At 72.9% G+C, this 18,609-nt stretch carries 13 protein-coding genes and 1 tRNA gene; 5 read left to right on the top strand and 9 right to left on the bottom strand.

What is annotated here, in order from left to right; genetic code table 11:
• The first annotated feature begins 609 nt into the window (after nt 1-609).
• Nucleotides 610-1,149: a DUF4232 domain-containing protein gene (locus ACIRP7_RS38415; RefSeq protein ID WP_403669376.1), complete on the top strand. Its 540-nt coding sequence runs from the start codon at nt 610-612 to the stop codon at nt 1,147-1,149.
• On the opposite strand, the gene ACIRP7_RS38410 is transcribed toward ACIRP7_RS38415, so the two are convergent.
• A complete protein-coding gene (locus ACIRP7_RS38410) occupies nt 1,130-2,191 on the bottom strand; it encodes a DUF2786 domain-containing protein (protein WP_403669577.1) in 1,062 nt (353 codons plus the stop codon). The genes ACIRP7_RS38415 and ACIRP7_RS38410 overlap by 20 nt on opposite strands.
• A 285-nt stretch (nt 2,192-2,476) precedes the next feature.
• Here ACIRP7_RS38410 and ACIRP7_RS38405 point away from each other — a divergent pair, with 285 nt between their 5' ends.
• The 3 genes from ACIRP7_RS38405 to ACIRP7_RS38395 all read left to right on the top strand — a co-directional run bounded on the left by ACIRP7_RS38405 (nt 2,477) and on the right by ACIRP7_RS38395 (nt 6,126).
• Entirely contained in the window at nt 2,477-3,106 is a 630-nt protein-coding gene (locus ACIRP7_RS38405; RefSeq protein WP_403669374.1) for a LysE family translocator, read from the top strand.
• Between the two features lie 49 nt (nt 3,107-3,155).
• Nucleotides 3,156-3,908 carry a Clp protease N-terminal domain-containing protein gene (locus ACIRP7_RS38400; protein WP_403669371.1) on the top strand — a complete coding sequence of 251 codons (753 nt, stop codon included), beginning with the start codon at nt 3,156-3,158 and terminating at the stop codon, nt 3,906-3,908.
• Between the two features lie 526 nt (nt 3,909-4,434).
• The gene (locus ACIRP7_RS38395) at nt 4,435-6,126 is read left to right on the top strand and encodes a bifunctional 3'-5' exonuclease/DNA polymerase (protein WP_403669368.1); all 1,692 of its coding nucleotides are present in this window, start codon (nt 4,435-4,437) and stop codon (nt 6,124-6,126) included.
• A gap of 14 nt (nt 6,127-6,140) precedes the next feature.
• Here ACIRP7_RS38395 and ACIRP7_RS38390 read toward each other — a convergent pair whose 3' ends face one another.
• The 4 genes from ACIRP7_RS38390 to ACIRP7_RS38375 all read right to left on the bottom strand — a co-directional run bounded on the left by ACIRP7_RS38390 (nt 6,141) and on the right by ACIRP7_RS38375 (nt 11,566).
• Complete coding sequence (locus ACIRP7_RS38390; RefSeq protein WP_403669366.1) at nt 6,141-9,515, bottom strand: BTAD domain-containing putative transcriptional regulator; 3,375 nt, start codon at nt 9,513-9,515, stop codon at nt 6,141-6,143.
• Nucleotides 9,516-9,877: 362 nt separating this feature from the next.
• A complete protein-coding gene (locus ACIRP7_RS38385) occupies nt 9,878-10,804 on the bottom strand; it encodes a glycosyltransferase family 2 protein (protein ID WP_403669363.1) in 927 nt (308 codons plus the stop codon).
• Entirely contained in the window at nt 10,801-11,223 is a 423-nt protein-coding gene (locus ACIRP7_RS38380; RefSeq protein WP_403669361.1) for a DUF3052 domain-containing protein, read from the bottom strand. Before ACIRP7_RS38380 ends, ACIRP7_RS38385 begins: the two co-directional genes overlap by 4 nt.
• 148 nt (nt 11,224-11,371) lie before the next feature.
• Nucleotides 11,372-11,566, bottom strand: coding sequence for a hypothetical protein (locus ACIRP7_RS38375; RefSeq protein ID WP_403669358.1), 195 nt, complete (start codon nt 11,564-11,566; stop codon nt 11,372-11,374).
• 187 nt (nt 11,567-11,753) lie between these two features.
• Here ACIRP7_RS38375 and ACIRP7_RS38370 point away from each other — a divergent pair, with 187 nt between their 5' ends.
• Nucleotides 11,754-11,993 carry a hypothetical protein gene (locus tag ACIRP7_RS38370; RefSeq protein WP_403669355.1) on the top strand — a complete coding sequence of 80 codons (240 nt, stop codon included), beginning with the start codon at nt 11,754-11,756 and terminating at the stop codon, nt 11,991-11,993.
• A gap of 136 nt (nt 11,994-12,129) precedes the next feature.
• Here ACIRP7_RS38370 and ACIRP7_RS38365 read toward each other — a convergent pair.
• The 4 genes from ACIRP7_RS38365 to tmk form a co-directional block, all read right to left on the bottom strand.
• A tRNA-Thr gene (locus tag ACIRP7_RS38365) sits at nt 12,130-12,203 on the bottom strand.
• A gap of 118 nt (nt 12,204-12,321) precedes the next feature.
• A complete protein-coding gene (locus ACIRP7_RS38360; RefSeq protein ID WP_403669352.1) occupies nt 12,322-13,896 on the bottom strand; it encodes an alpha/beta hydrolase in 1,575 nt (524 codons plus the stop codon).
• A gap of 82 nt (nt 13,897-13,978) precedes the next feature.
• Nucleotides 13,979-15,184 carry a DNA polymerase III subunit delta' gene (locus tag ACIRP7_RS38355; RefSeq protein ID WP_403669349.1) on the bottom strand — a complete coding sequence of 402 codons (1,206 nt, stop codon included), beginning with the start codon at nt 15,182-15,184 and terminating at the stop codon, nt 13,979-13,981.
• A 93-nt stretch (nt 15,185-15,277) separates the two neighbouring features.
• Nucleotides 15,278-18,469, bottom strand: a complete 3,192-nt coding sequence (tmk, locus tag ACIRP7_RS38350) for a dTMP kinase (RefSeq protein ID WP_403669346.1) — start codon at nt 18,467-18,469, stop codon at nt 15,278-15,280.
• Nucleotides 18,470-18,609 lie beyond the last annotated feature (140 nt).

Genomic DNA, 18,609 nt, shown 5'->3' with positions numbered 1-18,609 from the left:
GGCGAACCCCGGATTCCAGGCGGTCGCCGATCTCAGGCGGTCGCGGATCTCAGGCGGCTGCGGACCGTAGGCGAGCCTCGGGTTCGTAGAAAAGCCTCGCTCTCAGGCGAGCCTCGGATTCCTGGCGGTCGCGGATCTCAGGCGGCCGGGGACCGTAACCGAGCCTCGGGTTCGAGCCGAGTCTCCGGTCGTGGGTGAGCCCCGGGTTCATAGGCGAGCCTCGGGCCGTAGCGAAGCTCCGGTCGTAGGCAAGCCCCAGGTTCATCGGCGAGCCTCAGGGCACAGGCAAGCCTCCGTTCGTGCGCAAGCTTCCGGCCGCAGGCAAGCCCCCCGTCGTGGGCGATCCTCGGACCGCAGGCAAGCCCCCGGTCGTAGGCAAGCTTCAGGCCATAGGCCAGCCTCCGGTCCTGGGCGAGCCGCAGGCCACGGGCAAGCCCCCGCGGTCGCCAGGCGAGCCTCAGGCCATAGGTAAGCCTCCGGTCCTGGGCGGCCTCGGGCCGCACGCAAGCCTCCCGCCGCAGCGGAAGGTGTTGGTGGGGGTGGGCAACCGTGGCGTTCTGCCATGCGTGATGATCCATGCACCGGATCGCTCACACCAGAGGACTTCACATGCGCGCCGCCCCCCTCGCCGTCACCGCCCTCGCCGCCACACTGCTGCTGACCGGCTGCTCCGGTGACGGTGACAGCTCCGGCGGCGGCAGCGCCGTCGCGAGCCCGAGCAACGGCACCACGTGCCGGATCGCTCACATGGACGTGGAGGTGGGACCCGCCAACGTGGCCCCAGCCGCCGGGGACACCGGCAACATCCCCGTCACGCTCACCAACCAGAGCGCCGACTGCACCCTGGACGGCTTCCCCGGCATCGACCTGAACGCCGCGGACTCGTCGGCGAGCGTTCCGCCCGCGGAAGGCGCGAAGGCCACGAAGGTCACCCTGGCCAAGGGCACGGCCGCCACCTTCACCCTCACGTACACCCGCGGCGAGGCCGGCGCCAAGGCGAGCCTCGACGTGAAGACGCTGGCCATCGGCCTGCCCGGAGCGGACACCCAGAAGAGCTTCAAGTGGTCGTACGGCCCGGTCCAGGGCAAGAGCGACAACGCCGACGACCCGAACGCCTCCGTCGGCGCCTTCACTCAGGCCGGGGACTGAGCCGGGGCCGGTTGCCGACCTGCGCCCGGTCGGCCGCCCGGGCGCCCTCGGTCCAGCCCGCCTCGTCGCTGACACCGCGCAGCCGGGTCGTCGTGGTCTGCGGGAACATCTGTTCCATACGGTCGGTGACGGCGACCTCGCGCGAGGCGAGGACCGGCAGCAGGTCGTCGGTCACGGGGGCCTCGGCGGCGGTGCGCAGGCGGTCGCCGACGCGGTGGGCGTAGGCCGCGAGGAAGGACTGCCGGAAGGTTTTGGTGCGCTTGCGACCGGCCGCCCGCTGGGCCGCCTCCGCCGTCGCCATCGCGGACTGCGCCTGCACGAGCAGCGAGGTGTACAGGAGTTCGACCGCCGCCAGGTCGCCCTCGAAGCCGACGACCGTGGAGAAGGCGAACGGTTCGTTCCACACGGCCCGGCAGTGGTTGGCGGTGGCGACCGCGTCGAGGAGCACCGCCTTCGCCTGCTCGTACGGCGGCTCGACCCCGATCCGGCAGGCACCGGGGGTGTCCTTCGCGGGCGCACGGGCGTCGAGCAGCGCCTCGTCGACACTGTGCCGGGCCATCAACTCCTGCGCCTTGGCGGTGAGCGCCTCCGCCTCCTCCGGGTAGCCGGTCGCCTCCGCCTTGGCGAGCAGGGCGCGGATACGGCCCAGCATGCGGGCGTCGCCCTTGTGCTCCCGCCGGGGCTCCTCCAGCGGTTCCAGCGCGGGCAGGCGCAGCAGCAGGCGGTACAGCTCCAGTACGGCGGTGGCGTGCGTGAAGCGGTCGGGGCGGGGGGTGGTCCCGTCGGACTCCTGCGTCTCGGAGAGCTGGGCGAGCTGATCGGTCCAGCGCGGGCCGCGCGGGCGGTCGTCGGGGGCCTGTGCGCGGATCAGGGCCGTGGCGAGCCGCACATGGGTGTCGTCCAGTTCGCGTCGCACGATCCGTACGACATCGGCGGGCTGCCAGCCACGCCGCCAGGCCTGCGCCACGAACTCGGTGCCGCGCCGGGCCAGTTCCGCGTCGGTGGCGGGGTCGGCGGCGAGGAAGGAGGCACCGGTGTCCAGGGCGGTCTCGTCGTCGGCGTAGAGCGCGGCACGGAAGGCGCGGTCGACAGTGCCGGTCGTGTCGCCGGTGGAATCGCCGGCCGTCTCGCCGGTCGGACCGCTGCTGTTCTTGGCGCCGCGCCTGCTGTCGCTCTTGTCACCGGGTCGGCCATGCGTCTTGCCACCGACCTTGTCACCGGTCTTGCCGCCGCTCGTGCCCCTGCTCTTACTCCTGCTCACGCGGCGATCGTCTCACTCTCCGAAAATCGGTCGCCCACGCGCGTGTGCCGCTTCGAGCATGGCGGCATGGTGGACATGTCTCTGTACGCGGCCTTTCTCGTCGCCGCCTTCGCGCTCTGTGTCACTCCCGGTCCCGACATGATGTTCATCGTGGCGATGGGCGGGCGGGGCGGGCCCGCCGCGGGGGTGATGGCCGCGTTCGGCGTGGCCTGCGCCATGCTCGTGCACACGGTCGCGGCGGCGCTCGGACTGTCGGCGCTGTTCAACACGCTGCCGACGCTGTACCACGTGTTGCGCTGGGTGGGAGCGGCCTATCTGTTCTGCCTGGCGGTGAAGGCGTTCCGGGACCGGTCGGTTCCGGGTGAGGGCGGGGACACCGCAGGCGGGGCGGGGATGCGGCGGGCCTTCTGGCAGGGAGCGGTCACCAATCTGCTCAACCCCAAGGTGATCCTCTTCAACGTGGCGTTCCTGCCCCAGTTCGTGAACCCTTCGCTCGGTCATGTCCCGGGGCAGTTGCTGCTGCTCGGGATCACGCTCGTGGTCATGGGGTTCCTGTGGGACGGCGGTGTGGGGCTGCTCTCCGGGCGGCTCGGGAACGTCCTTCGGCGCAGCGCGCGCGTGAACCGGTGGATGAACATCGTCTCGGGGACGGTGTTCACGGGGCTCGCGGTGCGGCTGGCGGCTTCACCGAAGTAGAGGCAACCTCTGGTTGACACCCCCGCACTGACAACCTACGGTTGACAGCATGACGACGAACCCCAACATCACGTCATCCGTACGGCTCGACGACCTCATCACCGCCATCAAGAAGGTCCATCCCGAGCCCCTCGACCAGCTCCAGGACGCGGTGATCGCCGCCGATCACCTCGGGGAGGTGGCCGACCATCTGATCGGCCACTTCGTGGACCAGGCCCGGCGTTCGGGCGCCTCCTGGACGGACATCGGCAGGAGCATGGGGGTCACCCGGCAGGCGGCGCAGAAGCGGTTCGTGCCGAAGGAGTCGGCGGACCTGTCGGCCGACCAGGGCTTCAGCCGGTACACCCCGCGGGCCCGCAACGTGGTGATGGCGGCCCACAACGCGGCCATCGCCGCCCGTAACCCCGAGGGCCGTCCCGAGCATCTCGTCCTCGGCCTGCTGGCCGAACCGGAGGGCCTCGCGGCCAAGGCGCTCGTCGCCCAGGGGGTCACCCTCGACGCCGTCCGCCAAGCCGCGACGGACGCGCTCCCGCCGGCCGCCGAGGAAGTCCCCGAACTCATCCCGTACGGCTCGGCCGCCAAGAAGGTCCTGGAACTCACCTTCCGCGAGGCGCTCCGGCTGGGCCACAACTACATCGGCACCGAACACATCCTGCTGGCCCTCCTGGAGTTCGAACACGGCACGGGCGTCCTGTCGGGCCTCGGCATCGAGAAGGGCCCGGCGGAAAGCGCGATCGCCGAGGAGCTGGAGCAGTACGTGACGTCGCAGGGCGGAGAAGGGGGCGGGGGCGAGCAGGGCTGAGGGGGCGGCCGGGGCGGCCAGGGGGTGTGGACGGCGAGATTCGGCCGGGGCGGCCGGGACATCCGCGCAGCTCCTGCCGGACAAGGGCTGCCTCGTCGGATGGGGCAGGCGGATGAGTCTCCCGCAGGGGGCGTACGGGGCAATTTCCGCGCGGCGGCGCCGCATGCCCGTCCCGCTCGCTCAGGCCGCGCGCACGGCCGTGTCGTTCTCGGCGGGGACAGAGAGCACCGGCTCCGCGGGCGGCTCGGGACGCGGTTTCGGGGCGGACCGGGGTCCGGTGCCACACGGCTCGCGGGTGTCATGTGCCTCGGGAGCCGGGAAGCGGCGGGCGAAAACCCCGAACGCCACCCCCACGCGGGCGGCCTCGGACGGCCCGCCCAGAGACTCGCGGGTCAGACCCGGGCGCTCGCGAAAGCCAGGTCGGGCGGGGTCGGCGGAGTCGCGGGGCCGTCAGAGCCGTAAGAGCCGCCAGAGACCCTGATGTCCGGAAGGTCCGTTGTCAGAGGTGGCTGGCAGACTCGCAGGTATGACCGACCGCTGGGCTCTCGCTCCGGCCGAGGACGGTGGCGTGGAGGTGGCCGCCCTCGGGGCCGACGGGCTGCCCGTCGGGCCGGTGCGGCGGGAGGGGGACCTCGCCGAGGCCGTGCGGGGGCGGCCGGAGGTGGCGCGGTGGGTGTGGCGGTCCACCGCCGAGGTCTATCCGCGGCTGCTCGCCGCGGGGGTGCGCGTGGAGCGGTGCTACGACATCGAGGACGCCGAGACCCTCTTGCTCGGCCACGCGGGGCGGTACGGGGAACCGCGGTCGGCGGCCGCCGCCCTGGCCCGCCTGCGCGGCGGCCCCGTACCGCCCGACCCGCCCCAGCGCGCCGCCGTACCGGGTTCGCAGTCGCCCCTGTTCGAGCCGCAGAGCGTCCATGTGCCGCTGACCGACCTCGCCGAGGTCTACGCCGACCAGCAGCGTCGGCACGACGCCACCGCGCACCCCGACCGGATGCGGCTGCTGACGGCCGCCGAGTCGGCGGGGATGCTGGTGGCCGCCGAGATGAACCACGCGGGGCTGCCGTGGAGCGCCGAGACCCACCGCCGGGTGCTGCACGAACTGCTCGGCGAGCGGTACGCCGGCGGCGGCGAGCCCCGGCGCCTGGCCGAACTGGCCGACGAGGTCTCCGCGGCCTTCGGGCGCCGGGTGCGACCCGATCTGCCTGCCGATGTCATCAAGGCGTTCGCGCAGGCCGGCATCAAGGTGAAGTCGACCCGCCGCTGGGAGCTCGAGTCCCTCGACCATCCGGCCGTCAAGCCGCTGGTCGAGTACAAGAAGCTGTACCGCATCTGGGTCGCCCACGGCTGGTCCTGGCTCCAGGACTGGGTGCGGGACGGGCGGTTCAGGCCCGAGTTCCACGCGGGCGGGACTGTCACGGGCAGATGGGTCACCAACGGTGGCGGTGCCCTGCAGATCCCCAAGGTCATCCGGCGTGCGGTGGTCGCCGACCCGGGCTGGCGGCTCGTCGTCGCGGACGCCGACCAGATGGAGCCGCGGGTGCTGGCGGCCATCTCCCGCGACCCCGGGCTCATGGCGGTGGCGGGACGCGAAACCGACCTCTACCAGGCCGTCTCCGAACGGGCCTTCTCCGGCGACCGCGCCCAGGCCAAACTCGCCGTGCTCGGCGCGGTCTACGGCCAGACCTCCGGCGACGGCCTGAAGAACCTCGCCGCGCTCAGACGCCGCTTCCCGAAGGCGGTCGCGTACGTCGACGACGCGGCCCGCGCGGGCGAGGAGGGCCGACTGGTGCGGACCTGGCTGGGGCGGACGTGCCCGCCGGCCGCCGGGGCGGGTGACGCGGAGGAGGCGGGCATCCCCCAGGACGACCCGGCCGGGCAGCCCGCTTCCGGCGAGGACGGCTGGGCCCCCGGGTACGCCTCCACCAACACCCGTGCCCGCGGCCGCTTCGCCCGGAACTTCGTGGTGCAGGGCAGCGCCGCCGACTGGGCCCTGCTGCTGCTCGCCGCACTGCGGCAGGCCTGTGCGGGAATGGCGGCCGAACTCGTCTTCTTCCAGCACGACGAGGTGATCGTGCACTGTCCCGAGGAGGAGGCCGAGGCGGTCGTGGCGGCGATCGGACAGGCGGCGGACCTGGCCGGGCGGCTGACGTTCGGCGAGACGCCGGTGCGGTTTCCGTTCACGACGGCGGTGGTGGAGTGCTACGCGGACGCGAAGTGATCACCGCGAAGTGATCACCGTAAACAGGAGTCGTCGAGCAGGGCGATGAGCTCCTGGAGCACCGTCTTCTCGTCCGTGCCGTCCAGCGCGTCGAGAGCGGCCCGCCACTGTTCGTACGCCTCCTCGGTCCTGCCGCACTCGCGCAGCAGGAGTCCGTGCTGGTGACGGGCGAGGGCGCCGGTGTAGCGGTCGGCGCGGGCGTCCGCGCGGCGCAGCAGTTCCGCGCATTCGGCGGCGGCGCGCTCACCGTGGCCGGTCAGGCGCAGGGCGCGGACCAGGCCGAGGCGGCTCTGCGACTCGCCGTGCCAGTCGCCGGGACTGCCGAGGATGCGCAGGCTCTCCTCGAAGTGGGCCACCGCGGCGGCCGGTTCGCCGAGGGTGAGGTGGGCGTAGCCGATGTTGCAGTGCGCCGAGTGCCGTACGACCACGCTGCCGGCCTCCTCGCCGATGGCGAGCGAGCGGCGGTGCTGCTCGATGGCGGCGCGCGGGTCGGTGTGCTCGTACAGGTTGCCGAGATTGCTGTGGGTGACGGCCTCGCCGAAGGGGTCGTTCAACTGCCGTGAGTAGGCGAGGCTCTGCCGCAGTGCCTCGCCCGACTCGGCGTACCGGCCCAGGCCTTCGAGCAGCAGCCCCCGGTTGTTGAGGCAGCGTCGCGTCCAGGAGTCCCGGCCGAGCCGCCGCCAGATGGCGAGGGCATGGTCGTTGAGGACCAGGGCCTCGTTGTGCCGACCGGTCAGGAAGTGCAGTCCGGCCAGGTCACCCAGGGCGCACGCCTCGGCCTCCTCGTCACCGAGCCGCCGCGCCACCGTGAGCGCGGCCCGGCCGAGTACCTCCGTCTCGGCGACCCGGCCGCTGCGCTGGAGGAAGGGCGAGAGCAGTCGCAGCAGGGTGGAGACATGGGCGGCGGTGCGTTCGTCGGGGGTGTCCGTGTGCCGTTCGACCAGGGCGACGATGTTCTCCAGCTCCGACTCGCACCAGGCGAAGGCCCTCTGGGAGGAGGGGAACGGCGGGATGGCCAGCACGTGCGCCGCGTGCTCCGGGGGCTGCGCGGCGGTCGGGCGGCGGCGGTCCTCCAGGTCGAGGCCGGGTTCGGCGATCGCGACGAGGGCGCGTTCGGTGACGGCCGCGTACCAGCGCAGGGCGGTGCGGGCGATGTCGGGGGCGTGCCCGGTGCGCGCGAGTTCCCGGGCGAAGTCGCGGACCAGGCCGTGCGGGGCGTAGCGGCCGTACGCCGTCTCCTCCAGGAGGGCCACGTCGACGAGGCGGTCGAGCGCGTCCTCGGCGCGGGTCTCGTCGCCGCCGTCGGTGCCGAGGAGGCGGCCGACTAGGGGGACGCCGTAGGTGGGCAGGTCGAGAGCGCCGATGCGGCACAGGGCGAGGGCGGCGTCGCGGTCGGACCGGCGGCCCGAGGCGGCGAGGGCGTCGTGGGCGACGGCCAGGGAACGGCGGACGGAGAGGTCGTCGTACTCCAGATGCCGCAACCGGTCCTCGGTGGCGGCCAGTTGGTCGGCCAGGACATCGGGGGTGAGGGCGTGCCGGGCGGCCAGGCGGGCGGCCACGACGCGCAGGGCCAGGGGGAGGCGGCCGGTGAGTTCTATGAGGGGGTGGGTGGCGTCTATGGGGGCGGGGGTGACGGCACCGGAGGTGTCGCGGGTGCTGCCGTCAGCGAGGCCGCCGTCGGCCGGTCCGCCGTCGGCGCCGGGGCTGTCCCGGCCGTCCCGGCCCGACACCGCGCGCAGCAACTCCGCGCTCTCCTCGGCCGAGAGCGGGGAGAGCGGGAAACGGTGGGCGTCGTCGAGGGCGGTCAGGGGGGAACGGCTGGTGACGATCACCGCGCAGCCGCCGCCGGCCGGCAGCAGCGGCCGTACCTGAGCGGCGCTCGCGGCGTCGTCCAGCACCATGAGCGTGCGGGTGGGCGCGAGCAGCGAACGCAGCAACGCGGCTGCCGCGTCCGGGTGTTCGGGGATACGGCGCGGGTCGGCGCCGAGGTCGCGCAGCAGGGCGGTGAGGGCCTGGGACGGGGTGAGGGGAGTCATTCCCGGGGTGGCGCCCTGGAGATTGACGTAGAGCTGGCCGTCAGGGAAACGTTCCCGCAGCCCATGGGCCACATGCAGCGCGAGCGCGCTCTTGCCGACGCCGGCCATACCGCTGACGACGCCTACGGCCGGGCCGTCGCCCAGGGTGAGGGCGCGACGGAGGTCGTCGCGGACGGTGACACGGCCGGTGAAGTGGCCGGGGGGTGGGGGGAGTTGGGCGGGGCGGGGGAGAGGGGTCTCAGCCTCGGGGGCGGGGCGCGAAGGATGGGCGGCAGGGCGCGACGAATGGGGGGCGGGCGGGGCATCTTCGCGCGTAGCGGCTACGGGAAGGGCGCCGGGAGAGGCGCCGAGAGGGGAGTCGGGAGAGGCGCCGAGAGGGGTGCTGGAAGGGGAGCCGGGAGAGGCCGACCTGCTCTCCTCCCGTGACTCGCCGAAGTCAACGGCTGCTCCCGAACGGCCTGTTGTGCCTGTTGTGCCTGTTGCGCCTGTTGCGCCTGTTGCGCCCTCACGTCCGGTCCGGTCGGACCCGTCGTCCCGAACAGCACCCGCACCCCGGGCCCCGCCCTCGGCCCGCCCGCCACTGTCTCCCCCGCGCAGCACCGCCACATGTGCCTCGCGGACCGCCGGGCCCGGTTCCACGCCGAGTTCCTCGACCAGGCGGGTGCGCAGGTCGCGGTGGACGGCGAGGGCCTCGGCCTGGCGGCCGGTGCGGTGGAGGGCGAGCATCAGCTGGCGGTGGTAGGACTCCCGCAACGGGTGTTCCGCGGCCAGTGCGGAGAGTTCGGGAACGAGGGCGTCCGGCCGGGTGTCGGCGAGGGCGAGCTCGGCGTCGTAGTGCCACTCGAGGAGGAGCAGCCGGGCCTCCTCCAGGCGCTGGACCAGGGCGTAGCCGGCGAGCTCGGAGGGGACTCCGCTGAGCGGTGCGCCCCGCCACAGCGCGAGTGCCGCCGCGCATTCCCGGACGGTCTCGCTCCAGTTCCCGTCGGCGTGGGCCCCGCGGGCCCGGGCGGCGTGGCTCTCGAAGACCTGGACGTCGAGTTCACCCGGCGCGACGCGCAGCAGATAGCCGGGGGCCACCGCCTGCAGCCGTTCGGGGTCGTCGAGCAGCCGTCGCAGCCGGGAGACGTGGTTGTGGAGCGAGGCCTTGGCCGAGGCGGGCGGGGTACTCCCCCACAGCGCCTCCTTGAGGGAGTGGGTGGAGACGACCCGGCCGGCTTCGAGGAGCAGCGCGGCCAGCAGGATCCGCTGCTTGCGGCTGCCGACGACCCGGACACCGGCGCCGCCCTGGCCGTCGTACAGAATCGGCGGCCCGAGCAGTCCGAACCGCAGCCCCGACTGCGATCCGCGCCCCATCACGCCGCCCACTTCTGGCGGAAATCCGCCCTCTTCACGGCGGTTTCCCGCCAGCCGTCCGATGCCGGCCGCTGCCGGAATCCGTTGTCGCTCCGCGGTTGCACACCGTCGGTCCCCCATCGCCGCCGTCGACTTCGCGCCAACCGGCGGACCACCACACGTAGATGCGTTGGCCACATGTTAGCGATTTGTTGGCGCAACCTGATGTGATCACATCATCGGATCTGGCCCGAGGGCGCGCGCGTACGACGCGCAACTCGGGGGAGTGTCGCCGTCGCGGCCGGATCCGTGGGACGCGAGAGGGTCCCGGTCGGTGGAGGTGAACGACCGGGATCCTCGTCCTGTCCCCGGGCCAGGGGCCCTCAGATCACGGGCGGGCGTCCCAGCCGGGTGAGGTGCCACACCGTTCGCCACCGCATCGGCCGCCGTTCACCGGCCGGTTCCCGCAGGCCCTCGACGAACCCGCCGGCCCACGCGCGCAGTCCACGCGCCGACCGGATCCGCAGCAGGGTGAGCGCCGTCCACACGCCGAGGTGCACGGGGATGAGCGGCAACGGCAGCCGGCGGCGGACCAGCCAGACCCGGTTGCGGGCGTTGACCCGGTAGTAGATGGCGTGCCGGGCCGGTGAGGTCTTCGGGTGCTGGAGCAGCAGTTCGGGCGCGTACAGGATGCGCCAGCCGCGGTCGGCGGCCCGCCAGGCGAGGTCGGTCTCCTCGTGGGCGAAGAAGAACTCGGCGGGCCAGTCCCCGGTCTCGGCGAGCATGGCCATGCGGAAGGCGTGCCCGCCGCCCAGGAAGCCGGTGACATGGCCACCGCGCATCGGATCGGAGGTGCCGACGCGGGGCACGTGCCGCTGCTGGGTCTCGCCGCTCTCGTCGGCGATACGGAAGCCGACGATGCCGAGCCGCTCGTCTCCCGCGAACAACTCCTGTACGCGGCGCAGCACATCGGCGTCCACGAGCAGGCCGTCGTCGTCGAGTTCCACTACGACGTCCACATCGCCGAAGTCCCGCAGCCGGGCAAGCGCCACATTCCGTCCGCCGGGGCAGCCGAGGTTCTCCTCGACGTCGACGGTGGTGACCTCACCGGGCAGGGAGAGCCGCTCGGCGAACTCGGGCAGCCGGCAGCCGTTGCCCACGATCACGATCCGGGCCGGGGCGATGTCCTGCTTGGCCACGGACCGCAACAGGGCGTCGACCTCGTCGGGGCGGTTCCCCATCGTCACGACGGCTACGGCGATCCTCGGTGAGGACTTCAGGTACGGGGAAGTGTGGGGTCTGTGTGTCACCTCTGCCGGTTCTCCCTCCGTCGCACGAACTTCAGTCCCGACCAGTTCTCCCCCAAGGCCGCGACCTTCACGTCGACAACGCCGAGTGGGAGGAAGACCTCCCGCAGGGCGTGCTCGGTGATGTCACTGACGTGCCCGGCGGCCCTGCGCGGCCAGGCGATCCACAGGGCGGCGTCGTCCGCGAGGCCGGCGACCAGTTCACCCGCCTCAGCGGCGAGCCGCGCGTACTCGCGGTGGAAGGCGAGGACGACATCCGCGCCGCGCGGGCCGCCGACGGCGACATCGCAGTCGTCGGGCAGACCGGGGATGTTCCACCCCTCGGGCGCACCGTCGAGCCGGACCCGGTGCCCCGCCTTGATGCCGAGCTTCTTGGCGAGGGGCGTGGCGGAGTAGCCGCCCGCCGACCCGGCTCCTGACATACGGCACCTCCGCGCGCTGGTCCAGCCTCGTCCACCCCGTCGTGACGGGCCCATGGTGACGGGCCCATCGTGCCGGACCCATGGTGCCGGGCCGCACGGAGGATGTCCGCCCGGACACGGCGTCACGGCGGACGCGCCCCCGAACCGGCTACCGCACCACCCTCGCGAGCAGCGTGGCGAGGTCGGCGAGGAACTGGAGCCAGGGCCGGGCCTGCTCGGCCCGGCGCCCGAACCGTCTGCGCCAGCCACCGGACCGAACGTCGTCCCGGCGCTGGATCGTCCTGTCCCGCACCCGTCGTAAGGACATGGTGCGGCTCGTCCTGATGCGCCTGCGTCGCCTCATGCCGGGACGTTAGCGGCGTCGCGATCGGCGTCGCAGGGCAGCGGACCGCCAAAGCGGGCGGGCGGTTATTGGCGGTAACGCGTAAACAAGCGCCCGGGCGGTCCGGGCGAACCTGCATCTACGCTGTGCCCCGCGGCCACCGCGTGACCGTTCTGCTCACACCGAAAGGCCCGTCGAAGGAAGCGCCGTGCTGGGATTGCTGGGCTTCTACGACGAACTGGACAACCGCCCCGGCCGGCCGAACGGATCGATACGCGATGCCGTCCAGCCCGTCGGCGAACCGAAAGAGCGGGATCTGGTCGTCTACCTGGACGCGGGCCACGTCCTCATGGACGTCATGGAAGCCGAACCCGCACTGCGTGGAAACGCACCACGTCTCACTGCCCGACGCGTTCCTCCACGCTCGTACCTGAACCACGAACAGTGACCAGCAAGGCCCAGTTCGACGCCGCGAGGCTGACCCAGGACAGAAACCGACCGCACGGCAACTGGAGCTGGAGCTGGAGCAGCGCAGGAAAAAGAAAAACCCCAGGTCACGGCGAGTGAGTCCTGGGGTTTCTCGGAGCCGCCTTCGGGATTCGAACCCGAGACCTACGCATTACGAGTGCGTTGCTCTGGCCATCTGAGCTAAGGCGGCGCGCCGTCCGCACCATGGTGCGGTCAGCAACGTCGGCAAGTCTACACAGTTTCGGAGGGTGCTCCGAACCAGCCCCGGCGTGCGGTGTCCGGAGCTGTTCGTCGGTCCGGGGAGGGGGTTACGAGCACCGTTTCCCGTCCACCGGCGGAGTCCCGCGGAGCAGGTACGCGTTGATCGCCGAGTCGATGCAGGCGCTCCCGCGGCCGTACGCGGTGTGACCGTCGCCCTCGTAGGTGAGCAGGCGGGCCGAGGTGAGCTGGGCGGCCAGGGCGCGAGCCCAGCGGTAGGGGGTGGCCGGGTCGCGGGTGGTGCCGACCACGACGATCGGGCGGGCGCCCCGCGCCTCGATGCGGTGCGGCTCACCGGTGGGCCGCACCGGCCAGTACGCGCAGCTGAGGGAGGCCCAGGCGAGGCCCGCCCCGAAGACGGGGGACGCCTTCGCGAAGCTCGGGACGGCCTTCTCGACTTCCTCCGGGGCCGTGTAGGCGGGCGGGAGGTCGAGGCAGTTCACCGCCGCGTTGGCGGACATCAGGTTGCTGTAACGGCCGTCGGTGTCCCGCTCGTAGTAGCTGTCGGCGAGGACCAGCAGCCCCGCGCCGTCGTTCTCCTTCATGGCCGAGCTCAGCGCCTCCCGCAGCTGCGCCCAGGAACTCTCGTCGTACATCGCCGCGATCACACCGGTCGTGGCGAGGGCCTCGCCGAGGGTGCGGCGGTCCGCGTCGCCGGTGGGGATCGGGTGCGCGTCAAGCTTCCTGAAGAACGCCCTGAGCCTGCGGCCGACCTCCGCGCTCGGTGCGCCCTTCGCTCCGAGCGGGCAGTCCGGCTGCTGCACACAGTCCTTCGCGAACGACTGGAACGCCGTCTCGAAGCCCGCCGTCTGGTCGAGGTTCACCCGGCGCGCGGACAGCGAGGGGTCCAGCGCGCCGTCCAGCACCAGCCGCCCCGAACGGCCGGGGAACAGTCCCGCGTACGTCGCCCCGAGGAACGTCCCGTACGACGCCCCCACGTAGTTGAGCTTCGCGTCGCCCAGTGCCGCCCGCACGATGTCCATGTCCCGGGCCGTCTCGACCGTCGACACATGCCGCAACAACTTCGCCGAGTGCGCGCCGCACTGTTCCGCGAACTTCTTGTAGGCGTCGACGAGTTCGGTGGTCTCGCGCGCGTTGTCGGGGGTGACGTCCGTCTGGGTGTACGTGTCCATGTCCCGCCCGTCGAGGCATGCGACCGGCTCACTGCGGCCGACTCCGCGCGGGTCCACCGCGACCATGTCGTAGCGGGCCCGCACCTCGGCCGGGTAGCCGATCCCGGCGTACGCCTGGACGTAGCCGACCGCCGAGCCGCCCGGTCCGCCCGGGTTCACGAACAGCGACCCGAGGCGCTCGCCCGGCCCGGTGGCCTTCTTGCGGGCGACGGCGAGCCGGACGTCCCCGCCGGCCGGTCTGTCGTAGTCGAGCGGCGCCCTCAGCGTGGCGCACTCGAAACCGGGGACCTCGCAGCTGCGCCAGCGCGCCTTCTGCCGGTAGTACGACGACAGCGCGGCCGGTGTCGACTGCGGCAGCGCGCCCAGGGCCACGTCGGCGGCCGAGGTGGCCGAACTCGTCGAGGCGCCCGCGGAACAGGCGGAGACGAGGAGCGCGGCGGCCAGAAGCGTGACGGCGGTGCGGAAGGAGCGGGAGCTGCGCCTGGTGTGCATCAGGCGAGCGTAACTGTGTGCAGTTTACTGACTGCACTCCGTGTAAACAAAGCCTCGTACGAGTGACGTGGTCAACTCCGCTTCAACCGGCTCTGAGCGCCATCGTCATGGCCTCCACCGCGAGCAGCGGGGCCACATTGCGGTCGAGGGCGTCGCGGCAGGCGCCGATCGCCTCGATGCGGCGGAGTGTGCTCTCCGGGGTGCTGCCGCGGGCGAGCCGCTCCAGGGCGTCCTCGGCGTCCGCGTTGGCGATCGCCACCCGGGAGCCGAACTGGAGGGCGAGGACGTCACGGTAGAACGCGGTGAGGTCGGTCAGGGCCAGGTCGAGGCTGTCGCGCTGGGTACGGGTGCGGCGGCGCTTCTGCCGGTCCTCCAGGTCCTTCATCACACCCGCCGTGCCGCGGGGCATGCGGCCGCCCTGGGAGGCGCCCATGGCCGCCTTCATGTCCTCGGTCTCCTTGCCGTCCATCTCCTCGGCGAGCTGCTTGGCGTCGTCGGCCGCCGCGTCGACGAGTTCCTGCGCCGCCCTGAGACAGCCGCCGATGTCCTCGACGCGCAGGGGCAGCTTCAGCACGGCGGCACGGCGCTCGCGCGCGGCCGGGTCGGTGGCGAGGCGGCGGGCCCGGTCGACATGGCCCTGGGTCGCACGGGCGGCGGCCATCGCGGCGGCCGGTTCGACGCCCTCGCGGCGCACGAGCATGTCGGCGACGGCCTCCACGGAGGGCGTGCTCAGGTTCAGGTGGCGGCAGCGGGAGCGGATCGTCGGCAGGACGTCCTCGATGGACGGCGCGCACAGCAGCCAGACCGTGCGCGGAGCGGGCTCCTCCACGGCTTTGAGGACAGCGTTGGCCGACTTCTCGTTCAGCCGCTCGGCGTCCTCGACGAGGATGATCTGCCAGCGGCCGGTCGCCGGTGAGGTGAAGGACTTCCTGACGGTGTCCCGCATGTCGTCGGCGAGGATCTGGGTGCCGACCGCGGCCACGGAGGAGACGTCGGCATGGGTGCCGATGAGTGCCGTATGACACCCGTCGCAGAACCCGCAGCCGGGGACTCCCCCGAGGGCCCGGTCCGGACTGACGCACTGCAGCGCGGCGGCGAAGGCCCTCGCCGCCTGATTCCGGCCCGCCCCCGGGGGGCCCGTGAACAGCCAGGCATGAGTCATCTTCGACGCCTCGGGTGGCGGGGCACCGGTGGCGACGGCGGTGACCAGGGCGTCGGCGTCCCGAGCGGCGGCCGCGAGCTGCTCGCTCACCCTCTCCTGGCCGACCAGGTCGTCCCATACGGTCATGGGTCACGCCGCCCTTTCGTCATCTTTCGCGCCGGCTGTCCATTGCCCTAGGGGTCCATTGTGGGGGCGAGCACTGACAACCGGCGTGGCCTCTCAGCGCCTGCGACGGCGATCGTCCCTGGGCTCGTCGTCATGCGGCCCGAGCAACTCGTCGGCCAGCGTGGGCAGATCGTCCAACGGAGTCTCCTCGGCCCAGTCCGACCGGGCCCTGCGCCGCGGTGTCCCCTCCGCGTCGACCTGCGGCAGCTCCCGCGTCCGCTCCTCGTCCCGGAAGTACCCCGGCGGCACTCGATCCGCAGGCCCCTCCCCCGGCGCCGGAGGCACGGGAGGCAGCACGGCGGTCTCGTCGGCAGCACCCGGCGGCACGGGAGGCAGCACCGCGGTCTCGTCCGCCGCACCCGGAGGCACGGGAGGCAGCACCGCGGTCTCGTCCGCCGCACCCGGAGGCACCGGAGGCTGAGGCAGCTCGGCCGTCACCTCGGCCTCGGAGGTGGACCCACCGGAAGTCCCGCCTGCGGACGCATCCTCGTCGTCCTTCTCCATGGGCACCCGAGGCAGCACGGCCGTCTCGTCCACCGGTCCGCCGGAGGCGTTCGTCGGCGTCACCACAGGCGTGGGCACGGTCGCCGCGTCCATCCCCACGGCAGGAGCGGCCGCCTGCTTGGGCCCCGCCTCCGCCGCCAGGGCCGCGGCCTCGGCGAGCCGCCGGGCCTCCTCCGCCCTCAGCAGAGCCGCCTCGGCCTTGCGCTGCTTCTCCAGCCGCCGCTCCTCGGCCTCGGCGCGCAGTCGCGCCTCCTCCTCGGCCCGCTTGCGGGCGGCCTCCTCCTGAGCCTTTCGCCGTGCCTCTTCCTCCGCGCGTGCCTTCTCCTCGGCGAGGAGCCGTGCCCGCTCCTCCTCGGCCCGCCTGCGCGCTTCCTCGGCCCGCAGCCGGGCCTCCTCCGCCTGGCGTTCCGCCTCGCGGCGCTGGGCCTCCTCCAGCTCGCGCAGCTTGCGCTCCTCCTCCTCGGCCTTCAACCGGGCGAGCTGCTCCTGGCGCTCACGCTCCAGGCGCTCCTCCTCGGCCTTGCGCGCGGCCTCTTCCTCGGCCTTGCGCCGCGCCTCCTCCTCGGCCTTGCGGCGGGCCTCCTCCTGCTCCCGGATCTCCTGCTCGGACAGCGGAAGCATCTGGTCGAGGCGATGCCGTACGACGGTCGTGACGGCCTCGGGCTCCTGCCCGGCGTCCACGACCAGGTACCGGCCGGGGTCGGCGGCGGCCAGCGTGAGGAATCCGGAGCGCACGCGCGCGTGGAACTCCGCCGGCTCCGACTCCAGCCGGTCCGGCGCCTCGGTGAACCGCTCGCGTGCGATCTCCGGGGACACGTCCAACAGGACGGTCAGATGCGGCACCAGGCCGTCGGTCGCCCAGCGGTTGATGCGGGCGATCTCCGTCGGGGACAGGTCGCGCCCGGCGCCCTGGTACGCCACCGAGGAGTCGATGTACCGGTCGGAGATCACGACCGCTCCGCGCTCCAACGCGGGCCTGACCACGGTGTCCACGTGCTCCGCGCGGTCCGCCGCGTACAGCAGTGCCTCCGCGCGGTGCGAGAGCCCGGTGCTCGACACGTCCAGCAGGATCGACCGCAGCCGCTTGCCCACCGGGGTGGCCCCAGGTTCACGCGTCAGCACGACCTCGTGGCCCTTGGCCCTTATCCACTCGGCGAGCGCCTCGGCCTGGGTGGACTTCCCGGCCCCGTCGCCGCCTTCCAGGGCGATGAAGAAGCCGGAAGCGGCGGGCACCGCTTCCGGGTCGTCGCCGCCGAGCAGCGCGTCCCGCAGGTCGTGCCTGAGAGGTACGCCGGACCGGTCGTCGACCTTGGCGAGGACCAGCGCGGCCACCGGCAGCAGGAGCGCGCCGACGAGCATCAGGGTGAACGCGGCGCCGCCGTGCGCGAACACGAACTTGCCGTTCTCCAGCCGGTGCGGTCCGATCGCCGCGGCCACCACGGGGGCGGCCAGCGCGCCGAACGCCACGGCGACCCGGACGACCGCGTGCAGATGCTCGGTGGTCCGCGCCCGCCGGTATTCCTCGGTCTCCTGGTCGAGCAGGGTGTGCCCGGTGTTGGCGGCCACGCCTGCGCCGACACCGGCCAGCGCGTCGATCAGCAGCACGGTGGTGACGTCCGGGACGAGCCCGGCGGCCAGCAGGGTGATACCGGTGAAGGCGATCGCCAGCGCGAGCAGTCGGCGCCGCGACAGCGAGACCAGCACCTTGGGCGCCGTACGGACACCGATCACGACGCCGCCGGTCAGCGCGAGCACCATCAGCCCGTACATCACCGGGCCGCCGCCCAGGTCCTTGGCGTGCAGCACGGCGACGGCCACGGCGGCCGCGATCGCCCCGGCGACGGCCGCGCAGGCCGGCACCAGCAGCGGGATCGCGCCGGTACGGCCCTTGTCGACGCCGGTGCCGGTCTTGGGGCGGCGCAGCCCCTCCAGCGGCGAACGCGCGCGCGGAGTGCGGGTGGCGGGCAGTTCCAGGAAGGTCAGCAGGGACAGGGACGCGGCGAACAGCCCGGCCGCGACATACGACGCGAGGGCCGCCTGGTGCTGGCCGAACCAGTCGATGCCGGAGCCCAGCAGGTTGTTGAGCAGGCCCGCGGCGACAAGGGCGGCACCGGCCAGCGGGATCGCCACGAAGGTCGTCCGCAGCGACAGGCGGCGCAGCGCGTCCAGGTGGTCCGGCAGCGGTCGTACCGTCGCCCCCTCCGGAGGAGGAGCCGGCAGCAGGGCGGGCGCCGCGCTCTCGCGGCACACGGTCCAGAAGCGCTCGGCGACCCCGGCCACGAAGACCGTCACCAGGAGCATCGCGAGGGCGTCGTCCGGCATCCAGTCGACCCACAGGGGCGCGACGATGAGCAGTGCGAGCCTGACTCCGTCGGCGCCGACCATGGTCCAGCGGCGGTCGAGCGGCCCCTCCTGCGACGTGAGCGAGGTCAACGGGCCGAGCAGGACGGCGCCGAAGAGCAGCGTCGCCAGGATGCGCGTACCGAAGACGGTCGCCACTGCGAACGCCACGCCCCGGTAGCCGCCGCCGAAGGAGCCCTCGGCGATCGCCGCCTGAAGGGCCAGCAGCACCAGCACCAGGAGTGCGAGGGTGTCGCCGATCCCGCCGACGAGCTGGGCGCTCCACAGGCGTTTGAGCTGGGGCCTGCGCAGCAGGGCGCGGACGGCGCGCTCGCGGGAGTCCGCGACCAGGGCATCGTCGGGGGCCGGGTCAGGGGCCGTTGGCTGCTCCGCACGGGTCATGCATTCAGCCTATCGGGAGCCACCGACAGCCCGGGGAGCGCATCCTGACGTGCGCACGTCCCGACACCAAAGTGATGCCGGGACGTTCGCATTGCGAAGCCTCGGTGGAGGAACCCGACCCCGAACGGGGCCGAACGACG

Source organism: Streptomyces sp. NPDC102270, from assembly GCF_044766405.1.
Lineage (GTDB): Bacteria > Actinomycetota > Actinomycetes > Streptomycetales > Streptomycetaceae > Streptomyces.
Note: the sequence above shows the minus strand (reverse complement) of the source record. Positions and strands in the feature narration are given on the sequence as shown.